Origin of the sequence: Halobacillus litoralis, assembly GCF_009856355.1 — a bacterium.
In the GTDB taxonomy this organism is placed as follows: Bacteria; Bacillota; Bacilli; order Bacillales; family Halobacillaceae; genus Halobacillus; species Halobacillus litoralis_B.
Map to the genome: position 1 here is coordinate 69,641 of NZ_WMEW01000009.1, position 23,070 is coordinate 92,710.

23 protein-coding genes are annotated in these 23,070 nt (G+C 50.0%); 6 read left to right on the top strand and 17 right to left on the bottom strand.

The window, feature by feature from the left end; all coding sequences use genetic code 11:
• Positions 1-16 precede the first annotated feature (16 nt).
• On the top strand, positions 17-139 hold the full coding sequence (locus tag GLV97_RS20165; RefSeq protein WP_263620923.1) for a hypothetical protein: 123 nt from the start codon (positions 17-19) through the stop codon (positions 137-139).
• Between the two features lie 37 nt (positions 140-176).
• Here GLV97_RS20165 and GLV97_RS13445 read toward each other — a convergent pair whose 3' ends face one another.
• Both GLV97_RS13445 and GLV97_RS20275 read right to left on the bottom strand, forming a co-directional pair.
• Positions 177-602, bottom strand: a complete 426-nt coding sequence (locus tag GLV97_RS13445; protein ID WP_160889864.1) for a DUF1801 domain-containing protein — start codon at positions 600-602, stop codon at positions 177-179.
• Between the two features lie 76 nt (positions 603-678).
• Positions 679-2,226: a methyl-accepting chemotaxis protein gene (locus GLV97_RS20275; RefSeq protein ID WP_160889865.1), complete on the bottom strand. Its 1,548-nt coding sequence runs from the start codon at positions 2,224-2,226 to the stop codon at positions 679-681.
• A gap of 232 nt (positions 2,227-2,458) precedes the next feature.
• Between GLV97_RS20275 and GLV97_RS13455 the strand changes: the two genes are divergently transcribed.
• Positions 2,459-3,223 (top strand): sporulation protein, encoded by a 765-nt coding sequence (locus GLV97_RS13455; RefSeq protein ID WP_160841591.1) that lies wholly within the window; start codon positions 2,459-2,461, stop codon positions 3,221-3,223.
• A gap of 97 nt (positions 3,224-3,320) precedes the next feature.
• Here GLV97_RS13455 and GLV97_RS13460 read toward each other — a convergent pair whose 3' ends face one another.
• The 11 genes from GLV97_RS13460 to ilvE form a co-directional block, all read right to left on the bottom strand.
• Positions 3,321-4,463 (bottom strand): D-alanyl-D-alanine carboxypeptidase family protein, encoded by a 1,143-nt coding sequence (locus tag GLV97_RS13460; RefSeq protein WP_237418618.1) that lies wholly within the window; start codon positions 4,461-4,463, stop codon positions 3,321-3,323.
• Between the two features lie 229 nt (positions 4,464-4,692).
• Complete coding sequence (locus GLV97_RS13465; protein ID WP_160889866.1) at positions 4,693-5,856, bottom strand: iron-containing alcohol dehydrogenase; 1,164 nt, start codon at positions 5,854-5,856, stop codon at positions 4,693-4,695.
• Positions 5,857-6,003: 147 nt separating this feature from the next.
• On the bottom strand, positions 6,004-6,963 hold the full coding sequence (gene ilvA / locus GLV97_RS13470; protein ID WP_160834995.1) for a threonine ammonia-lyase: 960 nt from the start codon (positions 6,961-6,963) through the stop codon (positions 6,004-6,006).
• Between the two features lie 14 nt (positions 6,964-6,977).
• Positions 6,978-7,583, bottom strand: coding sequence for a 3-isopropylmalate dehydratase small subunit (gene leuD / locus GLV97_RS13475; protein ID WP_160834994.1), 606 nt, complete (start codon positions 7,581-7,583; stop codon positions 6,978-6,980).
• Positions 7,584-7,587: 4 nt separating this feature from the next.
• Positions 7,588-9,000, bottom strand: a complete 1,413-nt coding sequence (leuC, locus tag GLV97_RS13480; RefSeq protein WP_160889867.1) for a 3-isopropylmalate dehydratase large subunit — start codon at positions 8,998-9,000, stop codon at positions 7,588-7,590.
• A 35-nt stretch (positions 9,001-9,035) separates the two neighbouring features.
• Positions 9,036-10,142 carry a 3-isopropylmalate dehydrogenase gene (gene leuB / locus GLV97_RS13485; RefSeq protein ID WP_160889868.1) on the bottom strand — a complete coding sequence of 369 codons (1,107 nt, stop codon included), beginning with the start codon at positions 10,140-10,142 and terminating at the stop codon, positions 9,036-9,038.
• A 16-nt stretch (positions 10,143-10,158) separates the two neighbouring features.
• Entirely contained in the window at positions 10,159-11,706 is a 1,548-nt protein-coding gene (locus GLV97_RS13490; protein ID WP_160834991.1) for a 2-isopropylmalate synthase, read from the bottom strand.
• Entirely contained in the window at positions 11,693-12,724 is a 1,032-nt protein-coding gene (gene ilvC, locus GLV97_RS13495) for a ketol-acid reductoisomerase (RefSeq protein ID WP_160834990.1), read from the bottom strand. Before ilvC ends, GLV97_RS13490 begins: the two co-directional genes overlap by 14 nt.
• An 18-nt stretch (positions 12,725-12,742) precedes the next feature.
• Positions 12,743-13,264 carry an acetolactate synthase small subunit gene (gene ilvN / locus GLV97_RS13500; protein WP_160834989.1) on the bottom strand — a complete coding sequence of 174 codons (522 nt, stop codon included), beginning with the start codon at positions 13,262-13,264 and terminating at the stop codon, positions 12,743-12,745.
• Positions 13,261-14,976 carry a biosynthetic-type acetolactate synthase large subunit gene (gene ilvB, locus GLV97_RS13505; protein WP_160889869.1) on the bottom strand — a complete coding sequence of 572 codons (1,716 nt, stop codon included), beginning with the start codon at positions 14,974-14,976 and terminating at the stop codon, positions 13,261-13,263. Before ilvB ends, ilvN begins: the two co-directional genes overlap by 4 nt.
• A 413-nt stretch (positions 14,977-15,389) precedes the next feature.
• Complete coding sequence (gene ilvE, locus GLV97_RS13510) at positions 15,390-16,292, bottom strand: branched-chain-amino-acid transaminase (RefSeq protein ID WP_160834987.1); 903 nt, start codon at positions 16,290-16,292, stop codon at positions 15,390-15,392.
• 461 nt (positions 16,293-16,753) lie between these two features.
• On the opposite strand from ilvE, the gene GLV97_RS13515 reads away from it, so the two are divergent.
• Positions 16,754-17,311 (top strand): ECF transporter S component, encoded by a 558-nt coding sequence (locus GLV97_RS13515; protein WP_423784970.1) that lies wholly within the window; start codon positions 16,754-16,756, stop codon positions 17,309-17,311.
• 85 nt (positions 17,312-17,396) lie between these two features.
• Positions 17,397-17,513, top strand: a complete 117-nt coding sequence (locus GLV97_RS13520) for a YjcZ family sporulation protein (RefSeq protein ID WP_160834986.1) — start codon at positions 17,397-17,399, stop codon at positions 17,511-17,513.
• A gap of 250 nt (positions 17,514-17,763) precedes the next feature.
• Here the strand turns inward: GLV97_RS13520 and GLV97_RS13525 are convergent, their stop codons facing one another.
• On the bottom strand, positions 17,764-17,943 hold the full coding sequence (locus GLV97_RS13525) for a hypothetical protein (RefSeq protein WP_160834985.1): 180 nt from the start codon (positions 17,941-17,943) through the stop codon (positions 17,764-17,766).
• Between the two features lie 102 nt (positions 17,944-18,045).
• Entirely contained in the window at positions 18,046-18,282 is a 237-nt protein-coding gene (locus GLV97_RS13530) for an indolepyruvate ferredoxin oxidoreductase subunit alpha (protein WP_160841594.1), read from the bottom strand.
• A gap of 127 nt (positions 18,283-18,409) precedes the next feature.
• Between GLV97_RS13530 and GLV97_RS13535 the strand changes: the two genes are divergently transcribed.
• Both GLV97_RS13535 and GLV97_RS13540 read left to right on the top strand, forming a co-directional pair.
• On the top strand, positions 18,410-19,159 hold the full coding sequence (locus GLV97_RS13535) for a potassium channel family protein (RefSeq protein WP_160889870.1): 750 nt from the start codon (positions 18,410-18,412) through the stop codon (positions 19,157-19,159).
• Between the two features lie 131 nt (positions 19,160-19,290).
• Positions 19,291-20,013 carry a thermonuclease family protein gene (locus GLV97_RS13540; protein ID WP_160889871.1) on the top strand — a complete coding sequence of 241 codons (723 nt, stop codon included), beginning with the start codon at positions 19,291-19,293 and terminating at the stop codon, positions 20,011-20,013.
• A gap of 33 nt (positions 20,014-20,046) precedes the next feature.
• Here GLV97_RS13540 and GLV97_RS13545 read toward each other — a convergent pair whose 3' ends face one another.
• Complete coding sequence (locus GLV97_RS13545) at positions 20,047-21,237, bottom strand: aspartate kinase (protein ID WP_160889872.1); 1,191 nt, start codon at positions 21,235-21,237, stop codon at positions 20,047-20,049.
• Between the two features lie 14 nt (positions 21,238-21,251).
• The gene (locus tag GLV97_RS13550) at positions 21,252-23,069 is read right to left on the bottom strand and encodes an IucA/IucC family protein (RefSeq protein ID WP_160834980.1); all 1,818 of its coding nucleotides are present in this window, start codon (positions 23,067-23,069) and stop codon (positions 21,252-21,254) included.
• Between the last annotated feature and the right edge of the window lies 1 nt (position 23,070).

Consider the following 23,070-nt stretch of genomic DNA (forward strand, 5'->3'; position numbering starts at 1 on the left):
AAAGGGGGACCCCATGATGTTCTGGTTTCGAATGATTATGATCGGCATGTTTTCCTTAACAGCCTTGTCATTATTTACGGTTCAAGGAACGGAGATGTATCACGCCTTCCTGGAACTGTTCAACAATAAGCAGCAATAGAAAAAGCGCCTCTCCCTTTCATTGGGAGAGGCGCTTTTTAGGCATCGGGATACGTCTGTTTCAGGAACGTGATCGATTGCCGGATGAGCTCCTTCAGCACATCCGTGTCGATATCCTCCAGCTTATTGACGTACACGCAGGCTTTTCCTGATTTATGCTTTCCCAACTGTTCAAGCAGCTCGGCTCTTTTTTCATCTCCTGTGGCGAAATAAAGACTGTGACGTACCTTCCGGGGAGAAAAACCGACGAGCGGCGCATCCCCTTCATGGCCTGTCGGGTACTTATAATGATAAGATCCGAAACCAATGATGCTTGTTCCCCACATCTTTGCTTCATATCCGCTGGTTTCTGTGAAGATATCGAGGAGACGGTAGGCATCTTCTTTCTTCTTCTCTGATTCCACCTCTTCAATAAATTCAATCACACTGCGGTCATTCTGCTTTGTTTTCAATTCATATCCCACTCGGATTCCTCCTTTTATTCCTTTACTTCTCCTTTCTCGTTCCAAACCCTTTTTCAAATCATAGAAAAAGGAGAAATCAACTCACGACCTCCAGCTCCGTTCGCCCGATCCTGTCTTCCCGACTGTTATCCATGTCCCTGGTAATCCGCTGGATATCGCTGATTAAATCCGCCAGTTGACTCACTTCTCCAGCCATCGTCTGAATGGTAAACAGCTGATCTTTCGATGCCTTCAGCATTTGCTCGTTTTGATCCTTTCCTTCCTTCGTAAAGGCCAGTAGATTGTCAAAGGAATAGGATAACGTGTTGGCGGATTCGATTAAATGATGACTGAAAGACTGTATCTCTGTCGTTTCCTTTTTCACTTCATCCGACTGCTGCAGAATTTTGTGAAGGTGGTCCGTTAATATTTTCAAGTGCTGTTGACTCGTTTCCATCCTCTCTATACCCACTTCGGCTTGCTCATCCGCTTCCTGAATGGAGGACTGAATCGTATCCACGATGGAGAAGATTTGTCCAGCTGCTTTTTCGGATTGCTGCGCAAGGTTCTGCACCTCACCGGCAACAACGCTGAATCCTTTTCCATGCTCTCCAGCCCGGGCTGCTTCTATGGCCGCGTTAATGGCCAGCATTTTCGTCCGGTCTGTGATGGCCGCGATAGCAGAAGTGATTTCCGTAATTTCTTTAGATGAATGGCTCAGTTTTCGGATGGTTCCGCTTGTCTTATGAATGCTTGATTCTGTGTTATCCAGGTGGCTGGAAATCTGCTCCAAGTATCGCCCGCCTTCTTTTGTCGTTTCATAAGTATCGCCTGCCCGTTTGAGAACAGCCCTGAGATTTTCATTCATCTGTTCTATGGAGGCGTGAATGCCGGATACGGCTAATGCATTCTTATCCGCTTCGGCCACCTGCCTTTTTCCATGATGCTGCCGCGTCTCCATCAACCCTTCGACAACGCCGAAGGACTGGGTGGACTTCGCTGAAGAGCTTTCCAGATGAGCAATCGTTTCCTGTAAAGCATCACTAACGGTGTAAAGATGATTCAGCATAACATGCGTATCTTCCTGTTTACGGTCCGTTGTACGCTGCAGGGCTTGCACATGGTTGTTCTTCAATACAATCTGATAGCTTGTCCCTGCACTTGTCAGCAGGAGATAAACCGCATGCACCGCAAACATAAACCATGTATAGTCCGACGTTCCATAGAAAAATTCCGTCCCTGTAAACATAGCCCCGAAGTGGAACAAAGCGAAAATAATCGTCATCAGCCCGAGCAGCTCCAACCGGTCATAAAAGGCGGCAAGAGCGACAACTAAAAAGATGGAAAAATGGTAAACGACCATGCCTTCCCCGTTCGTGATCATGCCGATACTGATAAATGTGAAGAGCAGCGCGTGTATCCAGGGCAGCGCCTGATGGGTTTTATTTTTGTAATACAATACTGAAGCTGAGATAAACAGCAGGAGCGGCACCGCCATATACGTGTACAGATACGGCGTATAAGCACTGAATTCCGGTGCTGACCAATGATGCATCCGATTCCTGTGAATGATATGAATCAGAACCATCAAAGCTAATCCCACTGCTGAAAACAACAACATCGTTCGATTCTTTTTATGTAACACGTACCTCTTCCTTTCTACCTGGTTCATATTCTCTAATATCGACCAAATCCAGATCATTTTCATCTTTTTGAACAAAAATCATAGTACTGTGTTAAAAAGAACAAAGGCTTCTGAAACCAGCTGGGTTCCCATCCTTAATTGAAAAGGGAATACTCATCCATGTAACATAAGCAGATCTTTTTGAATCCTTTGCTTCTTTTCATCCGTATACGTAAAAAAAGGAGGAGATCGTATGTTTAAGAAACTATTAGCCAGTGTCGGCGTCGGGGCCGCCAAGGTGGATACCCAGCTTGAGAAGGACCAGTTCATTCCGGGCGAAGATGTTCACGGGAAGGTTGTGGTCCAGGGGGGAGATGTGGAGCAGTCAATTGACGCTATTCATATCTTTTTAATGACGGAAGCTGTACGCGAAGTCGATGATCGGAAAGTGAAGGAGAAGGTTTCCCTGCAGAAATATGCGGTTTCAGGACCGCTCACGATCCAGGGTGGAGAGACGAAAGAGATTCCTTTTTCCATCCAGATCCCTTTCCATGTACCGGCTTCCCTCGGCCGACGGCTGCCAATCTGGTTTGAAACCGGACTGGATATTCCGAGAGCACTGGACCCGGAAGACCGCGATCCGGTTACCATCGCTCCGCACCCTTACATTGAAACCATTCTCGATGCACTGGAAAATCAGCTTGGCTTCCGATTAAGAAAAGTCGAGATGGAATATTCCAAACGGCACGGATACGTCCAGGAATTCGAATTTGCACCTGGGGGAAACTACCGCTCCTACCTGGATGAACTGGAGGCGGTTTTCTTCCTTCAGGAAAACCATGTTGAGGTGATGCTTGAAGTGGACCGCCGCGCTCGTGGACTTGGAGGCTTGTTCGCAGAGGCGCTCGAAATGGATGAAAGCCGGGCTTCCCTGACCCTCACGAAAGAAGAGTTGACGAGCTCCCCGCAGACCATCGCCCGCCGTCTTCAAGAAACGATTGACCGCTACAAAAAATAAAAGAAGGCTGACAGGAAAATCCTGTCAGCCTTCTTTTATAGATACACTCGGATCTTTCATTTGTGATCCGGAATCTGCACCATCTTAAGGGTCAGTCTCAGAAATGAAGAACTTCCAACGCCCAGAATTTCGGAGGGATGATCAAATAATTCAGGTAATCCGTCCATGAGTCCTCTTCTTTCTCAACAACAGCGGTTTTCGGGACGGTCGTCACTTCTTCATTCTCTTCCTTCTCCTCCAGCTGATAAGAAGTCAATAGAGTTCCATCTTCACTGGTGATGGTCATTTTTCCATTCTCATCGACAGAGACTTCCGCTGTCTCTTCTTTTAAATGAGTATAAGGAATCTCTTCAGGCAGCATATACTCATCCGCTCTGCCTCCAAGGATTTCCTCTTTTTGAACGAAGGATGTTTCATAGTTTTCGAATCCATAGTCCAGCAATTCTTTAGTATCGGTATAGACCTGGTCCTGATTCGGAGTTTTCATGGTTATAGCGATGAGGTTCGTATCTTCACGGGCAGCCGTCGTTGCCAGCGTGAACCCGGCCTGTGGAACAAAGCCGGTTTTTCCGCCCGTGATACCTTCGTAAGGATCTTCCCGGAACAATTTATGATGGGTATACAACGTGGTATCCCATGATTCGCCTGTCCACTCCATGGTTTTCGTTCCGAAAATCTCCATGAACGTTTCATTCTGCATCGCATACTGAGTGAGGACAGCCAGATCCCTGGCGGTTGTTGTATGCTGACCATCATAGAGACCGTGCGGATTAGTAAAGTGAGTGCTTTCTGTCCCTACTTCATCCTCAAGAAAGGCGTTCAAGTCTTCAGAAAAGCGGTCGACGCTTCCACTCATGTGCTCAGCAATAGCGGTTCCCGCATCATTTCCTGAGTTAATCAGCAGTCCCTGGACGAGCTTTTTCAAGGAAACCTGTTCCCCTTCCATAAGAAATACACTTGATCCACCTGTATTCCTTGCTTCTTCACTTACTGTCACCTGATCCTCGGGGTTTCCGTTTTCCAAGGCATAAATCGCTGTGGCGATTTTGGTCAGACTTGCCGGGTACATGTCACGGTCGGCATTCTTTTCGTAGAGGACTTTTCCTGTGCCGGCTTCCAGGACAATCGCTGATTCACTTAAAATATCAGGAGAATCAGGTTTAGACGCCCCATATACCGGGGTATTCCCGAAATTAGCGGTTAAAATAATTAACGTGAGTATCATTGTAAGCTTCTTCAATCGGATTTCTCCCTGTTCATTTGATTAATTTCGACATTTTTCTGCAATTGCTTACAATTATATCTTGAAATCATCGAATTTCCTGACAACATACATAGATTTAATTGAAATGTAACTCCCATGTAAATTTTCTAACTAATCTATGAATATGAGGTAAAAACTGACAACGGTTTCTGCCTCTATCAAAAAAAGCCCTGAGAGGACGGAAATCCTCTCAGGGCTTTTCTGTTTACAGGGATCGGTTCAAGATGTCGCGGACACTTTCCTTGTCCAGTTCCTTATACGTGCCGACACCCGGCTTGATGAATGTTTTTTCAACAATGGAGTCGAAATCCTGATCATCAATATCGTAATCTTTCAAGGTGGACGGAGCGCCTAGAGAGTTCCAGAAATCTCTTAAGGCCGCCGCTCCTTCTTGGGCTGTCTGCTTATCGTCTTTCCCTTCAGGATCAATACCGAAAACGTTGACGGCCAGCTGCTTCACGCGGCTTGGATCGTCTTCGAGGACGTGTTCCAGCCAGTTCGGGAACAGGATGGCGAGACCGCCGCCATGTGGAATATCATATACCGCAGAGAGCGCGTGCTCGATGCGGTGTGTGGCCCAGTCGCCGCCGTCGGTTCCATTGGACAGCGTACCATTGAAAGCCGTTGTACTTAAGTACATCATCGTTTCGCGGTGCTCATAGGACTGTTGGTTTTCCATCAGTTTCGGTCCATTTTCAACAGCTGTGCGCAGCAATGATTCGATAAACCCGTCGATCATCGGTGTGTTCGGTGTACGGTGGAAATAATGCTCCAGCGCATGCGACATACTATCGACGATGCCGTACACGGTCTGGTGTTCCGGTACAGAAAACGTATAGGAAGGATCAAGGATCGAGAATGTCGGGAACACGTGAGGGGAGCCCCAGCCAAGCTTGTCTCTCGTCTCCCAGTTCGTGATGACAGAGACAGCATTCATTTCTGAACCGGTCGCGGCGAGCGTAAGGACGGTCCCAAACGGAAGCGCCTTTTCGACAGAAGCGCTTCCCGTAATGAGATCCCAGGCATCTCCTTCGTATTCCGCACCCGCGGCAATCGCTTTTGTACAGTCAATCACACTGCCACCGCCCACAGCGAGAAGGAAATCGATGCCTTCCTGCTTACAGATCTCTACACCTTTCTTCACTGTCGTTAAACGCGGATTGGGCTCCACACCGGACAGTTCATACATATCCGCATCAAGAGATTTCAACATGCCGACAGCTTCATCGTACACACCGTTCCGTTTAATGCTCCCACCGCCGTAGACGACAAGGACTTTCGAACCTTTTGTGATTTCCTGAGCCATCTGCTCAATCTGTCCCTTCCCGAAGTACAGACGCGTCGGGTTATATTGTAAAAATTGATTCATCGCTTTCACCTCATATGTAATGGATTCGTGTGTATTGTATCATCATCACAGCTTCCAGACGAACCATCCGCCTTTCTTCTCTTTTACAGCATAAAAATAACCAGAAGAAAAACCGCCGTGGTTTTTCTTCTGGTTTGACCTGTCATCTTATGCGATGACAACCTTTTTTGGGCTGGCGAGCTTACGAACCAGTGGCAGCCGGGAGAGATCCATGTTCCCGCCGCTCAATACAACGCCGCACTGCTGCTGTTCAAATGTGTGGCATGAACGGAGCAGACCTGCCAGTGCTGTGGCTCCGGCCCCCTCCACGAGAGTTTTCTCCCGTTCAAGCAGCAGAAGCATCGCCTGGGCGATTTCATGTTCTTCCACGGTAATCACCTGGTCCACGTATTTCTGGATACACGTGTACGTTAACCTTCCATGCTCTTTCACAGCAATACCGTCTGCAATCGTGGAAACAGACGTCAGTTTTGCCGGTCCTTTCTTATAAAGTGCATTGTAGGTGGACGGTGCTTTGGCTGACTGAACGCCGATCACCGTAATATCCGGCTTCAGCTGTTTAGCAGCAAAAGCGACACCGCTGATCAAACCGCCGCCTCCAATTGGTACGAAAAGGCGTTCAAGATCCGGCTGCTGCTGAAGCATTTCCACAGCCACCGTAGCCTGACCAGCCATCACTTCATAATCATCAAAGGGATGAAGGAACGTCGCGCCGGATCGTTCCTGCTCGATCCGTGCGGCCTGATACGCTTCCTGAAAGGATTCCCCTGTGAGGACAACGGTTGCCCCGTAGCCTTCTGTGGCTTCCACCTTCGCCTGAGGTGTTCCTTCCGGCATGAAGATCTGCGCCGTAATTCCCCGCTTCGCTGCAGCAACCGCCACTCCCTGGGCATGGTTGCCTGCTGAGGCAGCAATGACTCCGCAGGCGGCTTCCTCTTCCGTCAGGCAGGCGACCTTATAGGAAGCTCCCCTGACTTTAAACGCGCCGGTTTTCTGCTGATTTTCCATCTTCAAATAGACGTGCTGCCCTGTCCGTTCATTAAAGGTCGTTGACGTCTGCAGTGGCGTGCGGTGCACAACCTCCTGCAGCTGCTCCTGTGCATCCATTACTTTAGCCAGCGTTAAGAAATCCCCAACGTCTTCACTCCTTTTTGTTTTTCCTCAAATTGGTCGATTTTGTCTTCGTACGTCAGTGTAACGGCAATTTCATCCCAGCCGTTCAACAACATTTCCTTATGATAGGGCTGAATATCGAATTCCACTTCGAAACCGCCGCCATCAATCGTCTGCGCCTCCAGATCCACCGCCACATGATAAGACTCCGCTTCTGCCTTTTCCATCAACTGATCAACGACAGGCTTCGGAAGTTGGATAGGAAGAATCCCGTTTTTGAAGCAGTTGTTATAAAAGATATCTGCAAAGCTCGGAGCTATGACGACACGGAAACCATAATCCTGTATCGCCCATGGTGCGTGTTCCCTCGAGGAGCCGCATCCGAAGTTCTCTCCCCCTACTAAAACCGAAGCACCGTCATACTTCGGCTTGTTCAGGGAAAAGTCCTCCCGAGGAGCCCCGTCATCATCAAACCGCCAGTTGTAGAAGAGGAACTGACCAAACCCCTGACGCTCAATCCGTTTCAAAAACTGTTTTGGAATGATCTGATCGGTATCGACGTTGGATCGATTCAATGGGTAGACCAGACCTTTGTGCTGTTTTAATGGTTCCATCTGTTCACCCTCCTACCATACCGGCATATTTTCTGACATCTACAAAACGGCCTTCAAGAGCTGCTGCCGCTGCCATTTCCGGGCTGACAAGATGGGTACGCGCCCCGTTCCCCTGACGGCCTTCAAAGTTACGGTTGGACGTTGAAGCACACCGCTCACCCGGCGGAACGATATCATCGTTCATCGCCAGACACATGCTGCAGCCGGCATCGCGCCATTCAAATCCGGCAGTCAGGAAGATCGTATCCAGACCTTCGGCTTCTGCTGCATCTTTCACTGACTTGGACCCCGGGACGACGAGAGCTCTGACACCCTCATGGACACGGCCGCCGCGGACGATTTCAGCCGCCCGGCGAAGGTCACTCAAGCGGGAGTTTGTACACGACCCGATAAACACGTGTTCAACCGGGATCGACTCAATCGCCTGGTTGGCTTCAAGGCCCATATAAGCGATCGCCCGCTCAATGCTGTCACGGTCATCCTCCACCTGTTCCGGATCGGGGACGCGGCCGCCGACAGGCACACATTGAGAAGGGTTGGTCCCCCAGGTCACCTGAGGCTCAATCTCATCTGCGTGAATGGTAAGAGTCTGGTCATATTCCGCTCCCTCATCCGAGGCCAGCGACAGCCACTGCTCCTTGATTTCTTCAAAATCTTCTCCCTCAGGAACATAGCGCTTCCCGCGCAGATATTCCACGGTGGTCTCATCCGGTGAAATCAAACCGGCGCGTGCACCCGCTTCAATGGACATGTTACAGACCGTCATCCGCTCCTCCATCGTCAGATTACGGACGGCTTCGCCTGTATATTCAATCACATGACCGGTACCAAACCGGACACCGTATTTACCGATGATCGCCAGAATCAAGTCCTTGGCCGTCACACCGGTTCCCAATACACCCTCCACATGGACCTGAAGGGTTTTCGGCTCGGCCTGCCATAAAGATTGAGTGGCAAGCACATGCTCCACTTCACTCGTACCGATTCCAAAGGCCAGGGCGCCAAAGGCCCCGTGCGTCGAGGTGTGACTATCTCCACAGACGATTGTTTTCCCCGGCTGGGTTAACCCAAGCTCCGGACCAATGACATGGACGATGCCCTGATCCGGGTGGTTGATATCAGCCAGCCGGACTCCAAATTCCTTACAGTTTGCCTCCAGTGTTTCCATCTGTTTCTTGGAAACTTCATCCTTGATGACATTGCGGTGGATGGTCGGCACGTTGTGATCCATCGTTGCAAACGTACGATCCGGCCGTCTCACTTTCCTTCCACTCATGCGGAGCCCTTCAAACGCCTGGGGAGAGGTCACTTCATGAACCAAATGCAGGTCGATGTAGAGAAGATTCGGCTTCCCTTCTTCTTCGTGGACGACATGCTGATTCCAAATTTTTTCAACAATGGTTTTTGGTTGACTCATTCCGTTCCGCTCCCTTCTTTTCTCTGTTGTACCGCTCATACATAGCAGCGCATAATATTTTCCGTTGCATCACTCGTACTGATCTGATCGACAATTTTAGCAGCCAGTTCGCTGCCGCTGACTTTCACACCATTTTTCAAATCGATGTCTGCGGTGTGATAGCCCTCCTGCAGGACACCGGCCACAGCCGCTTCCACCTGTTCCGCTTCCTCCTCCATTCCGAACGAATGCTTCAGCATCATAGCTGTAGAGAGGATGCTCGCAACCGGATTGGCTTTGTTCTGTCCGGCAATGTCCGGGGCCGAACCATGAACAGGTTCATAAAGACCGACGCTTTTTTCGTTCAGGCTTGCGGATGGAAGCATACCGAGCGAACCGGTTAAGACGGAAGCTTCATCACTTAAAATGTCTCCAAACATGTTTTCTGTCACGATTACATCAAAGGATGAAGGATTGGTTACAAGCTTCATAGCTGCCGCATCGACGAGCATATGCTCAACGGTTACATCCGGATAGTCCGCTTTTTTCTCCTCGACGATTTCACGCCACATCCGGGAAGATTCCAGAACATTGGCTTTATCGACCGATGTCAGGTGCTTTCTTCTCACCCGGGCGCTTTGGAACGCCTGATCGACGATTCTTTCTATTTCATGACGTTCATAAGCCAGCGTATCCACGACTTCCTGTCCGTTATTTCTCCGCTCACTCGGCTGTCCGAAATACAGGCCGCCGGTCAACTCACGGACAATCAGCAGATCACTACCTTGAACGACTTCCTTCTTTAAAGGGGAAGCATGGAGCAGCTGTTGAAACGCCTGGACAGGACGGAGGTTGGCAAACAACCCGAGCTGCTTGCGGATCCCCAGCAGCCCTTTTTCCGGCCGCATATGACCTGGCAGCTGATCCCATTTCGGGCCTCCGACAGCTCCAAGGAAAATGGCATCGGCTTTTTTCGCCGCCTGAACCGTATCTTCCGGGAGCGGAGTCCCGTGCTGTTCAATGGCTGATCCTCCAATGTCATGACTTTCAAATGTAAACGTGTGCTGATAACGGTCGGCGACCGCCTGCAGCACCTGTCTGGCTGCTTTCGTAACTTCTGGACCGATGCCGTCGCCCGGCAGCAGAACGATATGTTTCTCCATGTACATCCCCCTTTTGTTATACTTGCACTTTTTGGTAGCCTTCGTGACGTTTATGCTGATACAACGTACGGTTGACCGCATTGAGAAAAGCGTGGGCGGAAGCTTCCAGCACATCCTGCGCCGACCCGCGGCCGGAGGCCTTCACACCATCGACGGTCAACTGGACGTGAACCTCTGCCAGTGCATCGCGTCCTCTTCCGATTGAACTGAGCTGATAATCCTGCAGATGAACATCCGCATCAATCAGATCATCCAGAGTGTTGTAGATCGCTTCGACACTTCCCTCGCCGGTGTTGGCTTTTTCTGCTTCTTCCCCGTCCGGTTTCGTCAAAAGCACCGTCGCGGTCGGTCGGTTGATACTGCCATACTGCACCTGGAAGGCTTTCAGTTCGTATTTCGGCTGGTCTTCATGCTCTGTCTGCGTATCCGTAAGAATCGCAAACAAATCATCATCGGTGACCTCTTTTTTCTTACCGGTCAAATTCTTGAAGGATTCGAATGCTTCTTTCAGCTTCGATTCATTCAGTTCAAACCCAAGCTCTTCAGCCTTCTGCTTGAAGGCATGGCGGCCGGAGTGTTTCCCAAGAACCATCCGGTTGGAATCAATGCCGACCATAGCCGGTGTAATGATTTCGTACGTCGTGGCTTCCTTCAGAACACCGTCCTGGTGAATGCCGGACTCATGAGCAAAGGCATTACGCCCGACAACCGCCTTGTTTCCCGGCACCTGCATCCCCGTCAAACGGCTGACAAGGTCACTTGTCCGTTTGATTTCCTTAAGAACCAGCCCCGTGTGGAAATCGTAGCGGTCCTGTCTGATCTGCAGAGCTACAGCAATCTCTTCAAGGGCGGCATTCCCGGCACGTTCTCCGATACCGTTAATGGTGCCTTCGATCTGGCCGGCCCCGTTTTCGACGGCTGCCAGAGAGTTGCTGACGGCCATTCCGAGATCATCATGGTTATGCGTAGAAAGGACAGCCTGATCAATGTTCGGAACCTTCTCCCTGACATAGCGGAAGAGGCTGCCTATTTCATCCGGTGTCGTAAAACCGACCGTATCCGGAAGGTTGATCACTGAAGCTCCGGCGTCAATGACCTGTTCGATAATATGAACGAGAAAGTCCCGGTCAGATCGCAGCGCATCCTCTGCTGAGAACTGCACATAAGGGAACTTTTCACGGGCGTAGCGGACCATATTGACCGCTGTTTCCACAACCTCATCCGGTGTCTTTTTCAGCTTATGCGTCATGTGAATCGGAGAGGTGGCCAGAAAAACATGGAGTCTCGGTTCCGCTCCGCCTTTCAAGGCTTCCCACGCAATATCGATATCACGTTTGTTCGCCCGCGCCAAGCCTGTGACAGAACAGCCGCGTACCGTATCGGCAATCTCTTTGACTGCATCAAAATCCGCCTGGGAGGAAGCAGGGAATCCTGCTTCCATAATGTCTACGCCAAGCCTTTCCAGCTGTTTGGCAATTTCCACCTTTTCCAAACGGTTCAAGTTGACCCCGGCGGACTGCTCGCCATCGCGAAGGGTCGTGTCAAAGACATTAACGTGAGCCATGAGTGACCACATCCTTTTCTTTGGATTGGGACTTCTTGACGAACGGCATTAATTCACGGAGCTCTCTACCCACCTTTTCAATTTGATGCTGGCTTTCTTTGGCGTTGATCGCCGTGAACTCAGGACGGTTCACCTGGTTCTCGAGGATCCAGCCTTTCGCAAACTTGCCGGTCTGAATGTCAGTCAGCACTTCTTTCATGCGGGCTTTCGTTGTTTCGTCAACGACGCGTGGGCCGGAAACGAAGTCGCCCCATTGAGCCGTATCAGAGATGGAATAACGCATGCCTTCAAGACCACCTTCGTACATTAGATCAACAATCAGCTTCAGCTCGTGGAGACATTCAAAGTAGGCAACTTCCGGCTGATAACCAGCTTCTGTCAATGTTTCGAAGCCTGCCTTAACAAGGCTGGTCAATCCTCCGCACAAAACAGCCTGCTCACCGAACAAATCTGTTTCGGTTTCTTCCTGGAAGGAAGTTTCCAGCACACCGGCACGGCCGCCGCCGATTCCCTTCGCATAGGCGAGAGCGACTTCTTTGGCTTCTCCTGATACATCCTGTTCGACCCCGATCAGTGCAGGCACGCCGGCTCCTTCTTCAAACGTACGGCGGACAAGGTGCCCGGGCCCTTTAGGCGCTACAAGGAATACATCCACGTCAGATGGAGGGACGACCTGGTTGAAGTGAACGTTGAATCCATGAGCGAAAGCAAGCGCTGCACCGGCTTTGAGATTCGGTTTGATCTGCTCTTCGTATACTTTCGGCTGATACTCATCCGGAAGAAGAACCATGACGACGTCAGCACTCTCTACAGCTTCCGGAACCGTCTTCACTTCCACCCCGTCTTCGACTGCTTTATCCCATGACTTTCCTTTACGCAGACCGACAACGACGTCATGACCGCTCTCTTTCAGGTTCAGTGCGTGGGCATGGCCCTGGGAGCCGTATCCGATAACAGCTACTCTCTTATTTTTTAGAACCTCATCTTTAATATCATTGTGGTAGTATACGTGTGCCATGTTTCATCCATCCTTTCATTATTTTAATAGGGAGTAAGATTTGAATTCTGCTACCTGTGGCTGGTGGCCGCGCGTAAAGGCGGTCAGCCCGGTTCTTGCTGATTCTTTTATTCCATAAGGGCGGAGCAGATCGATGAGAGCATCAACCTTGTCGGATTTACCTGTCACCTGCACGGTGACGCTCTCCTTGCTCACATCAATAATGGACGCCCGGAATGGCTCAATAATGCCTTGAATTTCGCTGCGGATCTGCGGGTTGCTGATCACCTTCACCATCGCCAGTTCTCTTGCAACGATAGCTTTATCGGTAATGTCCGATACTTTCAGGACATCGATTTGTTTGTTCAGCTGCTTGGTCAGCTGCTCCAGCTTCCTCTCATCCTCCACCTCGACGACGAAGGTCATTTTGGATACCCCTTCGGTTTCTGTACGGCCGACCGATATACTTTCAATATTGAACTGCCGTTTAGCGAGGAGACCGGTGACCCGGTTCAGTACACCGCTCCGGTTATGAACCGTTGCTGTCACGATGCGTTTCATCGTTTCACCCCAATCATCTCGTGGATTCCTTTTCCTGGTGCAATCATTGGATAGACATTCTCTTTCTGGAGAACCCGGCAGTCAATAAGGGCCGGCTGATCATTGTTCAAAATGTCAGGAAGCACTTCCTCCAGCTGTCCCTGGGTTTCAATTTTATACCCCGGTACCTGATAGCTCTCCGCCAGTTTTACAAAATCAGGCTGCACATCGATGATCGACTCGGAATAACGTTCACTGTAAAACTTCTCCTGCCACTGCCTAACCATGCCGAGGGCCTGGTTGTTGACGATGAGCACTTTGACTGGAAGCCGGCGTTCCTGAAGAACGGAGAGCTCCTGCAGGGTCATTTGAAAACCGCCATCCCCGACAACGGCTACACAAGTCGATTTCCGATCCGCGAGCTGGGCTCCGATGGCTGCCGGGAAGCCGTAGCCCATCGTTCCAAGCCCTCCCGAGGTAACCCAGCGGTTCGGCTCGTCGAACTGGTAGTACTGCGCAGCCCACATTTGGTGCTGACCGACGTCCGTGGTCACAACCGCTTCGCCTTTCGTATATTCATAGACTTTCTGAAGCAGCCACTGCGGAACAATGTCTGCGTCAGGCTGATCATGCCACAAAGGGAAATCCTGCTTGTTTTTTTCCACTTTCATCATCCAGTCCTGGTGTTCCAGGTTCTGGACGGCTTTTTCATTCAATGAGGCAAGGGCCGCTTTCGCATCCGATACGATCGGGATATGGGTATCTACATTTTTTCCGATCTCAGCCGGATCGATATCGACATGCGCGACTTTTGCATGGGGGGCGAAATGCTTTAAGTTTCCTGTCAGTCTGTCATCAAAGCGTGAGCCGAAATTGATGAGCAGATCACATTCATACAGCGCCATATTTGCTGCATAGGTTCCGTGCATCCCTGCCATCCCAAGGGAAAGCCGGTCACTGCCGGGATAACTTCCGAGCCCCAGCAGAGTCGAAGTAACCGGTAGTTCGTAATTTCTTACAAAGGTACGAAGTTCTTCAGAGGCCTTGGCGTGGATGACGCCGGAGCCGGCAAGGACAACCGGCTTTTGGGCTGTCAGAAGCGCCTCATGCAGTTTGTTGATCTGCATGGGATTCGGTTTCGTTGTCGGCTGATATCCAGGAAGATGAAAATCATTGCTGATGTCTTTATCAAAGACTGTTGAACTGATGTCTTTCGGAATATCAACGACGACGGGACCCGGTCGTCCGGTCGTAGCAATGTGGAAGGCCTCATTCACAATCCTCGGAAGATGTTCAATATTCTGAACTTGATAGTTATGCTTCGTGATAGGTGTAGTGATTCCCATGATGTCCGATTCCTGGAAAGCATCGGTTCCGATGACCCCTTTCGCCACCTGCCCGGTGAAGATGACGAGAGGAATCGAATCCATCATAGCATCGGCAATACCGGTCACAAGGTTCGTTGCCCCTGGTCCTGATGTGCCGATAACGACTCCAGCACGGCCGGAAACACGGGCATAGCCTTCAGCTGCATGGATGGCACCTTGTTCATGCCTTGGAAGCACGTGATCAAAGCTGCCTTCTGCCCGGTAAATGGCATCGTAAATCGGCAGCACAGCTCCTCCTGGATAACCGAACAACGTATCAACACTCTGGCCAATCAATGCTTCTACAAGTAAATCGGCCCCTGTTTTCACTGCGGTCTTTTGTTCCGCACTTGCCTGTGCTTTCATTTTTTTCATCCCTCCTGCAGTAATTGTGAAGAATTAAGCGGAATCTCCGCCTTTCCACCTGCTCTTTGTCGAATAAAAAAGAGACCTTCTCCTCCTCAAATTCATGCACCACCAGAATGATGCAGGAACGTGAGGGGTGAAAAGGTCTCTCTTTACTTCCACGGTACCACCCTCGTTCATGAAGCTCTCAAAAGCTCCACCTCATGGAGTTGTCGTAACTCCTTTTGATAACAGGTGCAGTGATACACCTGGTCCAGCCTACTAAGCATGCCGTTCAGCGGGGACACTCAAGGATGATGTCAGAATAAGATGTATTTCCGGGCTTCCAGCAACCCCGGCTCTCTGGGAATACATGGCCTTATTCCTTTTTCCTATCATTGATTTATGTTGATTCATTTGTCAAATGCGCTTCATCAGCTTACGTGCGCCTGATTTTTGCCGTACACCTTGTAACCATCTGTCGTTGTTACCTGTCTGAACTCGGACAAGAGATGGTTGGTGACAACACCCGGTTTTCCATTTCCTACCTGCCTCTGATCCACTTCGACGACAGCGATGACTTCTGCAGCGGTTCCAGTGAGGAACACTTCGTCCGCGACATAGACATCGTGACGTGTGAACGGCTGTTCTTTCACGGTATAGCCTTTCGCTTCTGCGAGATCCATGATGGCATTTCTTGTAATTCCTTCAAGGGCGCCGAGATAGGTCGGCGGTGTAAGGATGGTACCGTTCTTAACAATAAAGATGTTGTCGGCGGAACCTTCTGTTACATACCCCTGATCGTTCATCATAAGCGCTTCATCCACGCCGGCCTGATTGGCTTCCATTTTTACAAGAATGTTATTTAAGTAGTTTAAAGATTTCACCTGCGGTGGAAGGACATCCGGGCGGTTTCTTCTGCTTGATACAGACGCAAGCCGGACTCCCCGCTCGTAAAGTTCTTTTGGAAACAAAGCGAGTGCTTCAGCAATGACAACCAGACGCGGATTTGCACAGCTGGATGGGTCAAGACCAAGATTGCCTGATCCTCGTGACACAACAACACGGATATAAGCCGTTTCCAGCTGGTTGCGGCGGACCGTCTCTGCGATAATCTCTTCGAGCTCCTCCTTTTCATATGGAATTTGGAGCATGATCGATTTCGCTGAATCATAAAGGCGGTTTAAATGCTCATCGAGCTTGAAAATGTTGCCTTCATAAACGCGAATGCCTTCGAACACCCCATCTCCATATAAGAAACCATGATCATAGACAGAAACGACGGCCTCTTCTTTCTTTACGTACTCGCCGCTCATATAAATCCATTGGCTGCTCATCCTCAGCACTCCTTTCTTTTATTATTTAATGTTTGAAATGGTTAAAGAATGATAAAGAAAATACGGACCCTCTATGAAGGAGAAGCATTCACTTATACAGGGTCCAAGTTCAGGGCTTCCACATGAACCAACCGGACGATTGGGTGTAATCGATGTGGTTGATTGAGGACTACTTTAAACGGATTTCCACGGAAGGTCAACAGGTTTTCGTTAAATTTTCTGAACACTCCAATTATTCAATGAATTCGTAAAGCGCTTACACCGTTGGGATGATTGAGTTCGCCACGTTGGAAAGACTTTCTTTTTTTCTTTTTTATCTCCATGGCGGGCCTGAAGAGAGAAAAAAGAAAAATAAAACGCGTGTTTTTCTCATTCTTCCCGGGTATGAAACCGGAGAACGAATAAACATCCGTATAGAAAGGAATTCCGTTATACCCCTGTCAAAAATGAGCGGAACAGCGGTGCTTGCTTCCATCAGCATCGTACTCTACTCCTTGAAATTCCCGCTTCCTTTCTTTCCTGTATTTTTAACGATGGATTTCAGTGACATCCCAGCCCTCATCGGTGCGATGGTCTTCGGCACGGGAGCGGGGATCATCATCCAATTACTGAAAAACACCGTCGATTATCTGCTTCATGGAAGTTACGCCGGACTTCCCGCCGGCCGGACAGCGAACTTCCTTTCCGGATCGCTCCTAGTCGGATTGGTGTTTTTTCAAAAAAAGAAGAAGGTCGATCCGCTCAGTTTGACGGTATCGATCCTTCTTTTCCTATGCTGTATGTATGGCCTTCATTATTATTTCATCCTGCCGGCGGTTATGAACCTGATCGGCGTGAGTGCGTCTGCTTATGTACAGGGGTTTACGGCCTTCCAGCCGCTTGTCCATGATTTCCGCACAGCCGTCGCCTTTGTCATCCGCCCCTTTAATTTTATAAAAATCTGCACCGTCTATGCCCTTGGAATTCCGCGTGCTTTGAAGCTTTTCCGGCTGGTGGGCAGCCGGGAGCCCGGCCGTTAACCCGGCGGACCCCGGGCATCCGCCCTGCCCTCCTTCCCCTTTTCTACATAGTTTGTGATATAGAAGATAAAAGGTGGTGAAAAGTATGGGCTGTGGTTATGGTGGCTACGGTTACGGCGGTGGCGGATATGGCAGCACGTTCGTTCTAATTGTCGTATTGTTCATCCTGTTGATTATCGTAGGTGCATCGTTTTATTATTAATCGATGATGGAGAACGGACGTCTGTTCTCCGATCTACAAAAAAGAACCAGAGGTATTCACCACCTTCTGGTTCATTCATCACTGACTGACAGTGGGTATTTGTTTTTTTAATATAGAAATGGTTATAATGGACAGCGAGGCATGAAACGAACTCTACCTGTATATGTCTCCCCTGAAACCGGAGCTCCCCGCTCCGGTTTTTCTATTTCCCTATAGTGTATCAGCCGTAAACAGGACTTTTAACCTTTCCTTACGTACGTTCGTCTTTTTGGTACTCCAGATTGATATAGGTCTGCTGCAGTTCCGGCAGCGTCATCTCGACCGTTTTCTTTCCAAGCAGGTCTTCGGTGTAGCCGAGATTTCTCAGGTGGTCAATCAAAGCATACCTGTCCTCGAATGATTTTTCTGGCGGATAAGCCGACATCAGCATCCAATCACTCCTGTACAAAGATTAAAAGTTTATACCATTACTTCTCTTTGTTTACCCGGTTTTCCTGCTTACTAACAATACTTATTTTACCAGGGACGCCGCCTATACACCGAAGAAGGCTTCTGCCTTGGCCAGGTACGGCTCTTCCTCCGGCCTCATCTCATATTCTTCAACAATCGCATCCACCGGGCAGACAGAAACGCAGGCCCCGCAGTCGATGCAGATGTCGGGATTAATATAATACTGGTCCTCCCCCTGTTCAATACAGTCAACAGGGCAGACGCTGACACACTCCCCCGCTTGTTCTCCTTCGCACGGCTGTGTAATGACAAATGCCATATGTATCTCTCCTTCATTTCGTATAGTTCCAGTTTCTCGAAGAAACTGGTGGGTTGTCAACTTGCGAGGGCGCTTTATAATAGAAATAGAGCATGATGTGGAATGTCATCCAGGAGGAGGAACTTGAATGACGGTGAAAAAATGGGCTGTACTCTATGAAACCCTTTTACTTACCCTTGCACTTTTGTCCGTCATGTACCTTTGGTCGGACCACCCAGCCGCCATCTTCCTGGACCGTTTTGTCTGGATGTTGTTTTTCACCGACGTCACCATCCGGATCCTTCGGTCTGAGAACAAGCTGCAATACGTAAGAAAACATCCGCTTGAAGTCATTGCTGCCATCCCCTTGGAAAGCATCTTTCAGCTTGCGCGTGCGGCCAGGCTCTTCCGGCTTCTACGAATGCTTCTCATCGTTCGTCGTCATTTCCCTCATCTGCTTAAAATCCTAAGAACAAACGGATTGGACCGCGTTCTGCTGTTCTCGTCAGTCATGTTGTTCGCCTCTTCGGTCATCATCCAGCATGCGGAGGACAATATTGATTCATATGCTGACGGATTGTGGTGGTCCATCGTCACAGTAACGACCGTTGGATACGGCGATATCGCACCTTCGACTCTTTCGGGCAGGCTGGTCGCTATTTTCCTTATGATTATAGGAATTGGACTGATCGGGATGCTTACCGGTTCCATTACGACCTATTTCGTCAAGAAACCAAAGGAAGGACACCACACGATCCGCTATATCCAATCCGAACTCGACCGCTATGATGAACTTTCCAGCCAGGAACGCGAACGGATCGTATTTCTTCTTCAAGAAGTCAACGAGGAGCAGGCAGGAAGGAAAGACCAAAAAGAAAATGGAGGGAGGCGTGTTTGACGCCTTCCTCCATTTTTTTCATCTCGGATCATGAATCAGACCGTCAGTAAACAGGTCTTCCCGTCCATTGAAGGAACGCATCAAGAAAAGTAGAATAAAACCAGGTGATGACCGGGAAAGGAGAACACCTTATGCTCGATAAACATTCATGGATCAAACCTCTCATGCTCGTTGTCACTTTTCTTTTTCTCGCTGGATGCCAGGCGGTAGAAACAGCTTCCGGCGAGCTTGAAACCGCCGTCGTCACCCGCGTTGTCGACGGGGACACACTACATATAGAGCGGAACGGCAGAGAAGAAACGGTGCGCCTGCTGCTGGTGGACACGCCGGAGACCGTCCATCCCAATAAACCCGTGCAGCCCTTCGGGAAAGAGGCAAGTCAATTCGCCAGGGAGACATTGTCCGGGAAAGAAGTCCAGCTGGAGTTCGACGGACCAGAGCGTGACAAATACGGCAGACTGCTGGCCTACGTATGGGTCGGAGACACCTCTTTCAATGAACGGCTGCTTGAAAGAGGCCTTGCCCGTTATGCTTATGTCTATGATCCGCCCTATACCCATTCCGGGGCGTTGAAGGAGGCCGAGCAGGAAGCTTCCGACAAGGAAAAAGGCATTTGGAGTCTACCAGGATACGTCACAGAGGACGGCTTTGCGGAAGGTTTTGAAGCAGAGGAAACAAAAAGCAGCCCGGCGAAGCGCGAAAACCTGGCTGGGCAGGACGACAAAGACTGCTCTGACTTTCATACACAAGAAGAAGCGCAGACCTTCTATGAAGACGCCGGCGGACCTGAAGAGGATCCGCACCGTCTTGACGGTTCCGACCAGGATGGACGGGTCTGTGAAAGCTTATCCTGAAGAAATCCGGTCTCATCACTGAGACCGGATTTTTTAATGAGCAGCAGAAATAGGTGCGGCCTCCTTTTCCATACACCTGTCGTGAAGAGCCTGACAAATGTTCACCCTATGACGCTCAGGAACATCCATACTCCACACATGCGGCTGAGTTTCTACCATAAAGCAGTCCTGGGTATACGGAAGGTCCCTCATAAACGAGCCGGCTTTCTGCTTCTCTTCCTTGGATCTGAAAATGACATGCACCAGAGCTCTGCCCGTATCCGGTCTTCCACCGAATCGGCTGAGCAGGGATTTTGTATGGGGTGCTTCTTCATTACGGACAACAATTCTGTATAGACGATTCTTTACGTGCTGCACAGCCTTCCACGGACATAAGCCGTTTTTCCATTCTCTCCCTATTTCCCTCCTATCCGCTCCCTCATGGAGAGAAAAGGAGGATAGTCCTGTTTCTGAGGTCACACCGATCACAGGAAAAGAACAGGGGCTCCATGTGCCTGGAAGGATGGTCGTCCCTGTCTGCTCCGTCAAACTTGAACGGACAACCAATGGGATCTGCCAGGCTTCCGCTGCAGCCGCAGCTCTTGGGTGGACGACGGATGCGCCAAGCTCTGCAAGGGCAGACAGGCTTTCGTAATCCAGCTGTTCATATTTCCGCGCTCCTGTGATTGTACCTGGATCAGCCGTATAGACCCCGTCCACATCCGTGAAAATTTCACAGCGGTCGGCTTTCAGGGCACCAGCAAGCACCGCTGCCGTTGTATCCGATCCCCCGCGGCCGAGGGTGGCTACTTCATGACCTCCGGGACAGCCTTGGAAACCGCTGACAATAACCACTTTCCCTTCCTTCAGTCTGCTCCTTACCGGCTCAGGGTCGACTTCTTTTATAACGGCGTCTCCGTAACTGAAATCCGTGATGATTCCGGCCTGTGGTCCGGTGAGGGCCTCAGCCTCCACTCCCCCGGCCTTCAGGGCCATCGCCATCAGTGCACAGGACACCTGCTCTCCCGTAGAAAGGAGCAGGTCCATTTCTCTTGCTGGCGGACAGGAGGAAACCTGCCCGGCAAGAGTGGTCAAATCATCGGTCGTTCTGCCCATAGCAGAGACGACGACAATGACTTGACTGCCTCTTTTCGTTTCTTTGATAATCCGATCCGCTGCCTCAGCCATCCGCCCGGTCGTCTGCAGGGACGTTCCTCCATATTTTTGGACAACAAGTTCCACCATGATCCCTCTTTCCGTCAGGTTGTCTGTTCCACATAGTTCTTAAAGGCGGCCAGGGCATTTGTCACCTGTCCGTATTCGGATGCATGAGGACGATCCTCCCCATCTTCATATCCGTAATCAACCATCCGATTCCGGTTCAGGCACAGCTTGGTCATCGTGGGCTTGAAGAAATCAAACAACTCAAACCGCTCCCTCAACTGCGGGAACCTCATCTGGTAATCCTGGATCGCCTCTGCAAGAAGGCCCCAGAATACCTCCTCCTCCATCAGCTCATGCGTTTCCAGCACATCGCTTAAGTAACGGAGATGACAGATAAACAACCCGGTAAAAATAAACTGGGTCAATCCTTCCGGCGGCTCACTGCGCAGCACGTCCTTCATTTCCTGGGAGAGGTCCTTCAGCTCTTCGAACGGCTGATCCGTCACATTGACATCATCGACGAAATCTTTGACCGCCAGGCGGTGAGGCCTGTAGTCTTTCAGGACAAGGATGGTATTCTGTCCGTGGGGACTGAATACAGTGCCGTATTGGTATAGGAAATGAAGCAGTGGATCCATGACCACTTTATAAAATTGACGCATCCATGCCTCCGGTTCCATCCCCGACGCTTCAATCAGTTCCTGCACGTAAGGGGTCCCCCTGTAGTCTTTATGAAGCAGGGCCGCAAGTGTAATGGGCTGCTCCCCTTCTTCCACATATGTATAAATGCTTTCACGCCAGATCGTCCCGAGCATTTCCAAGTACTGATACGGGGCATCTTTTACGGACGAAAAGTGGGGCTGATCGACATTGATGCTGGCATTTTCTCCAGGAAGAATCACCCGGCACTCCCGCTTGAGAAAATCATCCTTCTCATACATCCCCTTGATCAGGGCCGTCACTTTCGGGGCAATTCGTGTCCGCTCTGCAGGCAGACCGCGGTAGACGAGTGTGTTCAAAATGCTCATCGGCAGCTTCACATGGTGTTTATCCTTTTCACTCCGGTTGACGAACGTACGGATGGACTGCTGAGGAAGGTACTTATCCTGCCCATCACCAAGCGGTATGATTGTCTTTTGTGCCAATTCGCCGGGAAAATGCAGGACAATGGTGTTTTTCCACTGCCATTCATGCACAGGGAGGAAATAATAATCGTCAGGATCCTTCCCTTCCTCTTTCACAACAGCGGCAAACCGCTCTCTTTCTTCCCGGCTCAATTCTTTTTCCAACAGATCCCTGCAGGAAAGTCCCTCCACAGCCTGGAACTCAGCGAGGCTGTGATGCACAGCGATCCAGGAAAGGAGGATTTCTTCCTGATGTTCCGGCGCATACCTCAAATAGTCATCAAACCCAAATCCGATCCGGCCTTTATTGTAGGTGATCCACGGGTGGCCTTCCATATACCCTTCCAGCTCTGCATAGTCAAGATCAATCAGATCGCGGGACGTCCGATCGGTCTTCTTTTTCAAGTGAACGTCTGCGATTAAAGTCGCCTGCAGTTCCTTGATCAAATGCCCGGTCGTTTCCGGCTTCATGCCAATGACATCTTTCAGATCGATGAGAAGCTGAACCGCATCAGCTGGTTCTTCAACCGCTCCGTCCTGTTTAACGGTTATGGATGCTGCCTCCACGTCCCAGCTGTCAAACAGACGGCTGACCGCTTTAAACGTATATACCTTTCCACCTGAAGCCGGGAGCTCAAATGTTTTTGTTTTTCCGTGCTCCCCGGTCAACTCCGGATGGATCATATCTTCATACATATATTCCGCCAGCATTTTGGCCATGAGCTTCCGATTGACCGCTCTCCAGTCCGCTTCGTTGAAGGTTTTGGAAATTTCCGCTTGTTTATACATG

Coding starts and splice junctions, on each gene's coding strand:
- GLV97_RS13535 (WP_160889870.1), top strand. CDS start 18,410: ATGACGGTGAAAAAATGGGCTGTACTCTATGAAACCCTTTTACTTACC.
- GLV97_RS13545 (WP_160889872.1), bottom strand. CDS start 21,237: ATGGTGGAACTTGTTGTCCAAAAATATGGAGGAACGTCCCTGCAGACG.
- ilvB (WP_160889869.1), bottom strand. CDS start 14,976: ATGAAAGCACAGGCAAGTGCGGAACAAAAGACCGCAGTGAAAACAGGG.
- ilvE (WP_160834987.1), bottom strand. CDS start 16,292: ATGAGCAGCCAATGGATTTATATGAGCGGCGAGTACGTAAAGAAAGAA.
- GLV97_RS13490 (WP_160834991.1), bottom strand. CDS start 11,706: ATGGCTCACGTTAATGTCTTTGACACGACCCTTCGCGATGGCGAGCAG.
- GLV97_RS13455 (WP_160841591.1), top strand. CDS start 2,459: ATGTTTAAGAAACTATTAGCCAGTGTCGGCGTCGGGGCCGCCAAGGTG.
- leuB (WP_160889868.1), bottom strand. CDS start 10,142: ATGGAGAAACATATCGTTCTGCTGCCGGGCGACGGCATCGGTCCAGAA.
- leuD (WP_160834994.1), bottom strand. CDS start 7,583: ATGGAACCATTAAAACAGCACAAAGGTCTGGTCTACCCATTGAATCGA.
- GLV97_RS13550 (WP_160834980.1), bottom strand. CDS start 23,069: ATGTATAAACAAGCGGAAATTTCCAAAACCTTCAACGAAGCGGACTGG.
- ilvC (WP_160834990.1), bottom strand. CDS start 12,724: ATGGCACACGTATACTACCACAATGATATTAAAGATGAGGTTCTAAAA.
- ilvN (WP_160834989.1), bottom strand. CDS start 13,264: ATGAAACGCATCGTGACAGCAACGGTTCATAACCGGAGCGGTGTACTG.
- GLV97_RS13530 (WP_160841594.1), bottom strand. CDS start 18,282: ATGGCATTTGTCATTACACAGCCGTGCGAAGGAGAACAAGCGGGGGAG.
- ilvA (WP_160834995.1), bottom strand. CDS start 6,963: ATGGATGCACAGGAGCAGCTGCAGGAGGTTGTGCACCGCACGCCACTG.
- GLV97_RS13465 (WP_160889866.1), bottom strand. CDS start 5,856: ATGAATCAATTTTTACAATATAACCCGACGCGTCTGTACTTCGGGAAG.
- GLV97_RS13520 (WP_160834986.1), top strand. CDS start 17,397: ATGGGCTGTGGTTATGGTGGCTACGGTTACGGCGGTGGCGGATATGGC.
- GLV97_RS13525 (WP_160834985.1), bottom strand. CDS start 17,943: ATGCTGATGTCGGCTTATCCGCCAGAAAAATCATTCGAGGACAGGTAT.
- GLV97_RS13540 (WP_160889871.1), top strand. CDS start 19,291: ATGCTCGATAAACATTCATGGATCAAACCTCTCATGCTCGTTGTCACT.
- leuC (WP_160889867.1), bottom strand. CDS start 9,000: ATGAGTCAACCAAAAACCATTGTTGAAAAAATTTGGAATCAGCATGTC.
- GLV97_RS20165 (WP_263620923.1), top strand. CDS start 17: ATGTTCTGGTTTCGAATGATTATGATCGGCATGTTTTCCTTAACAGCC.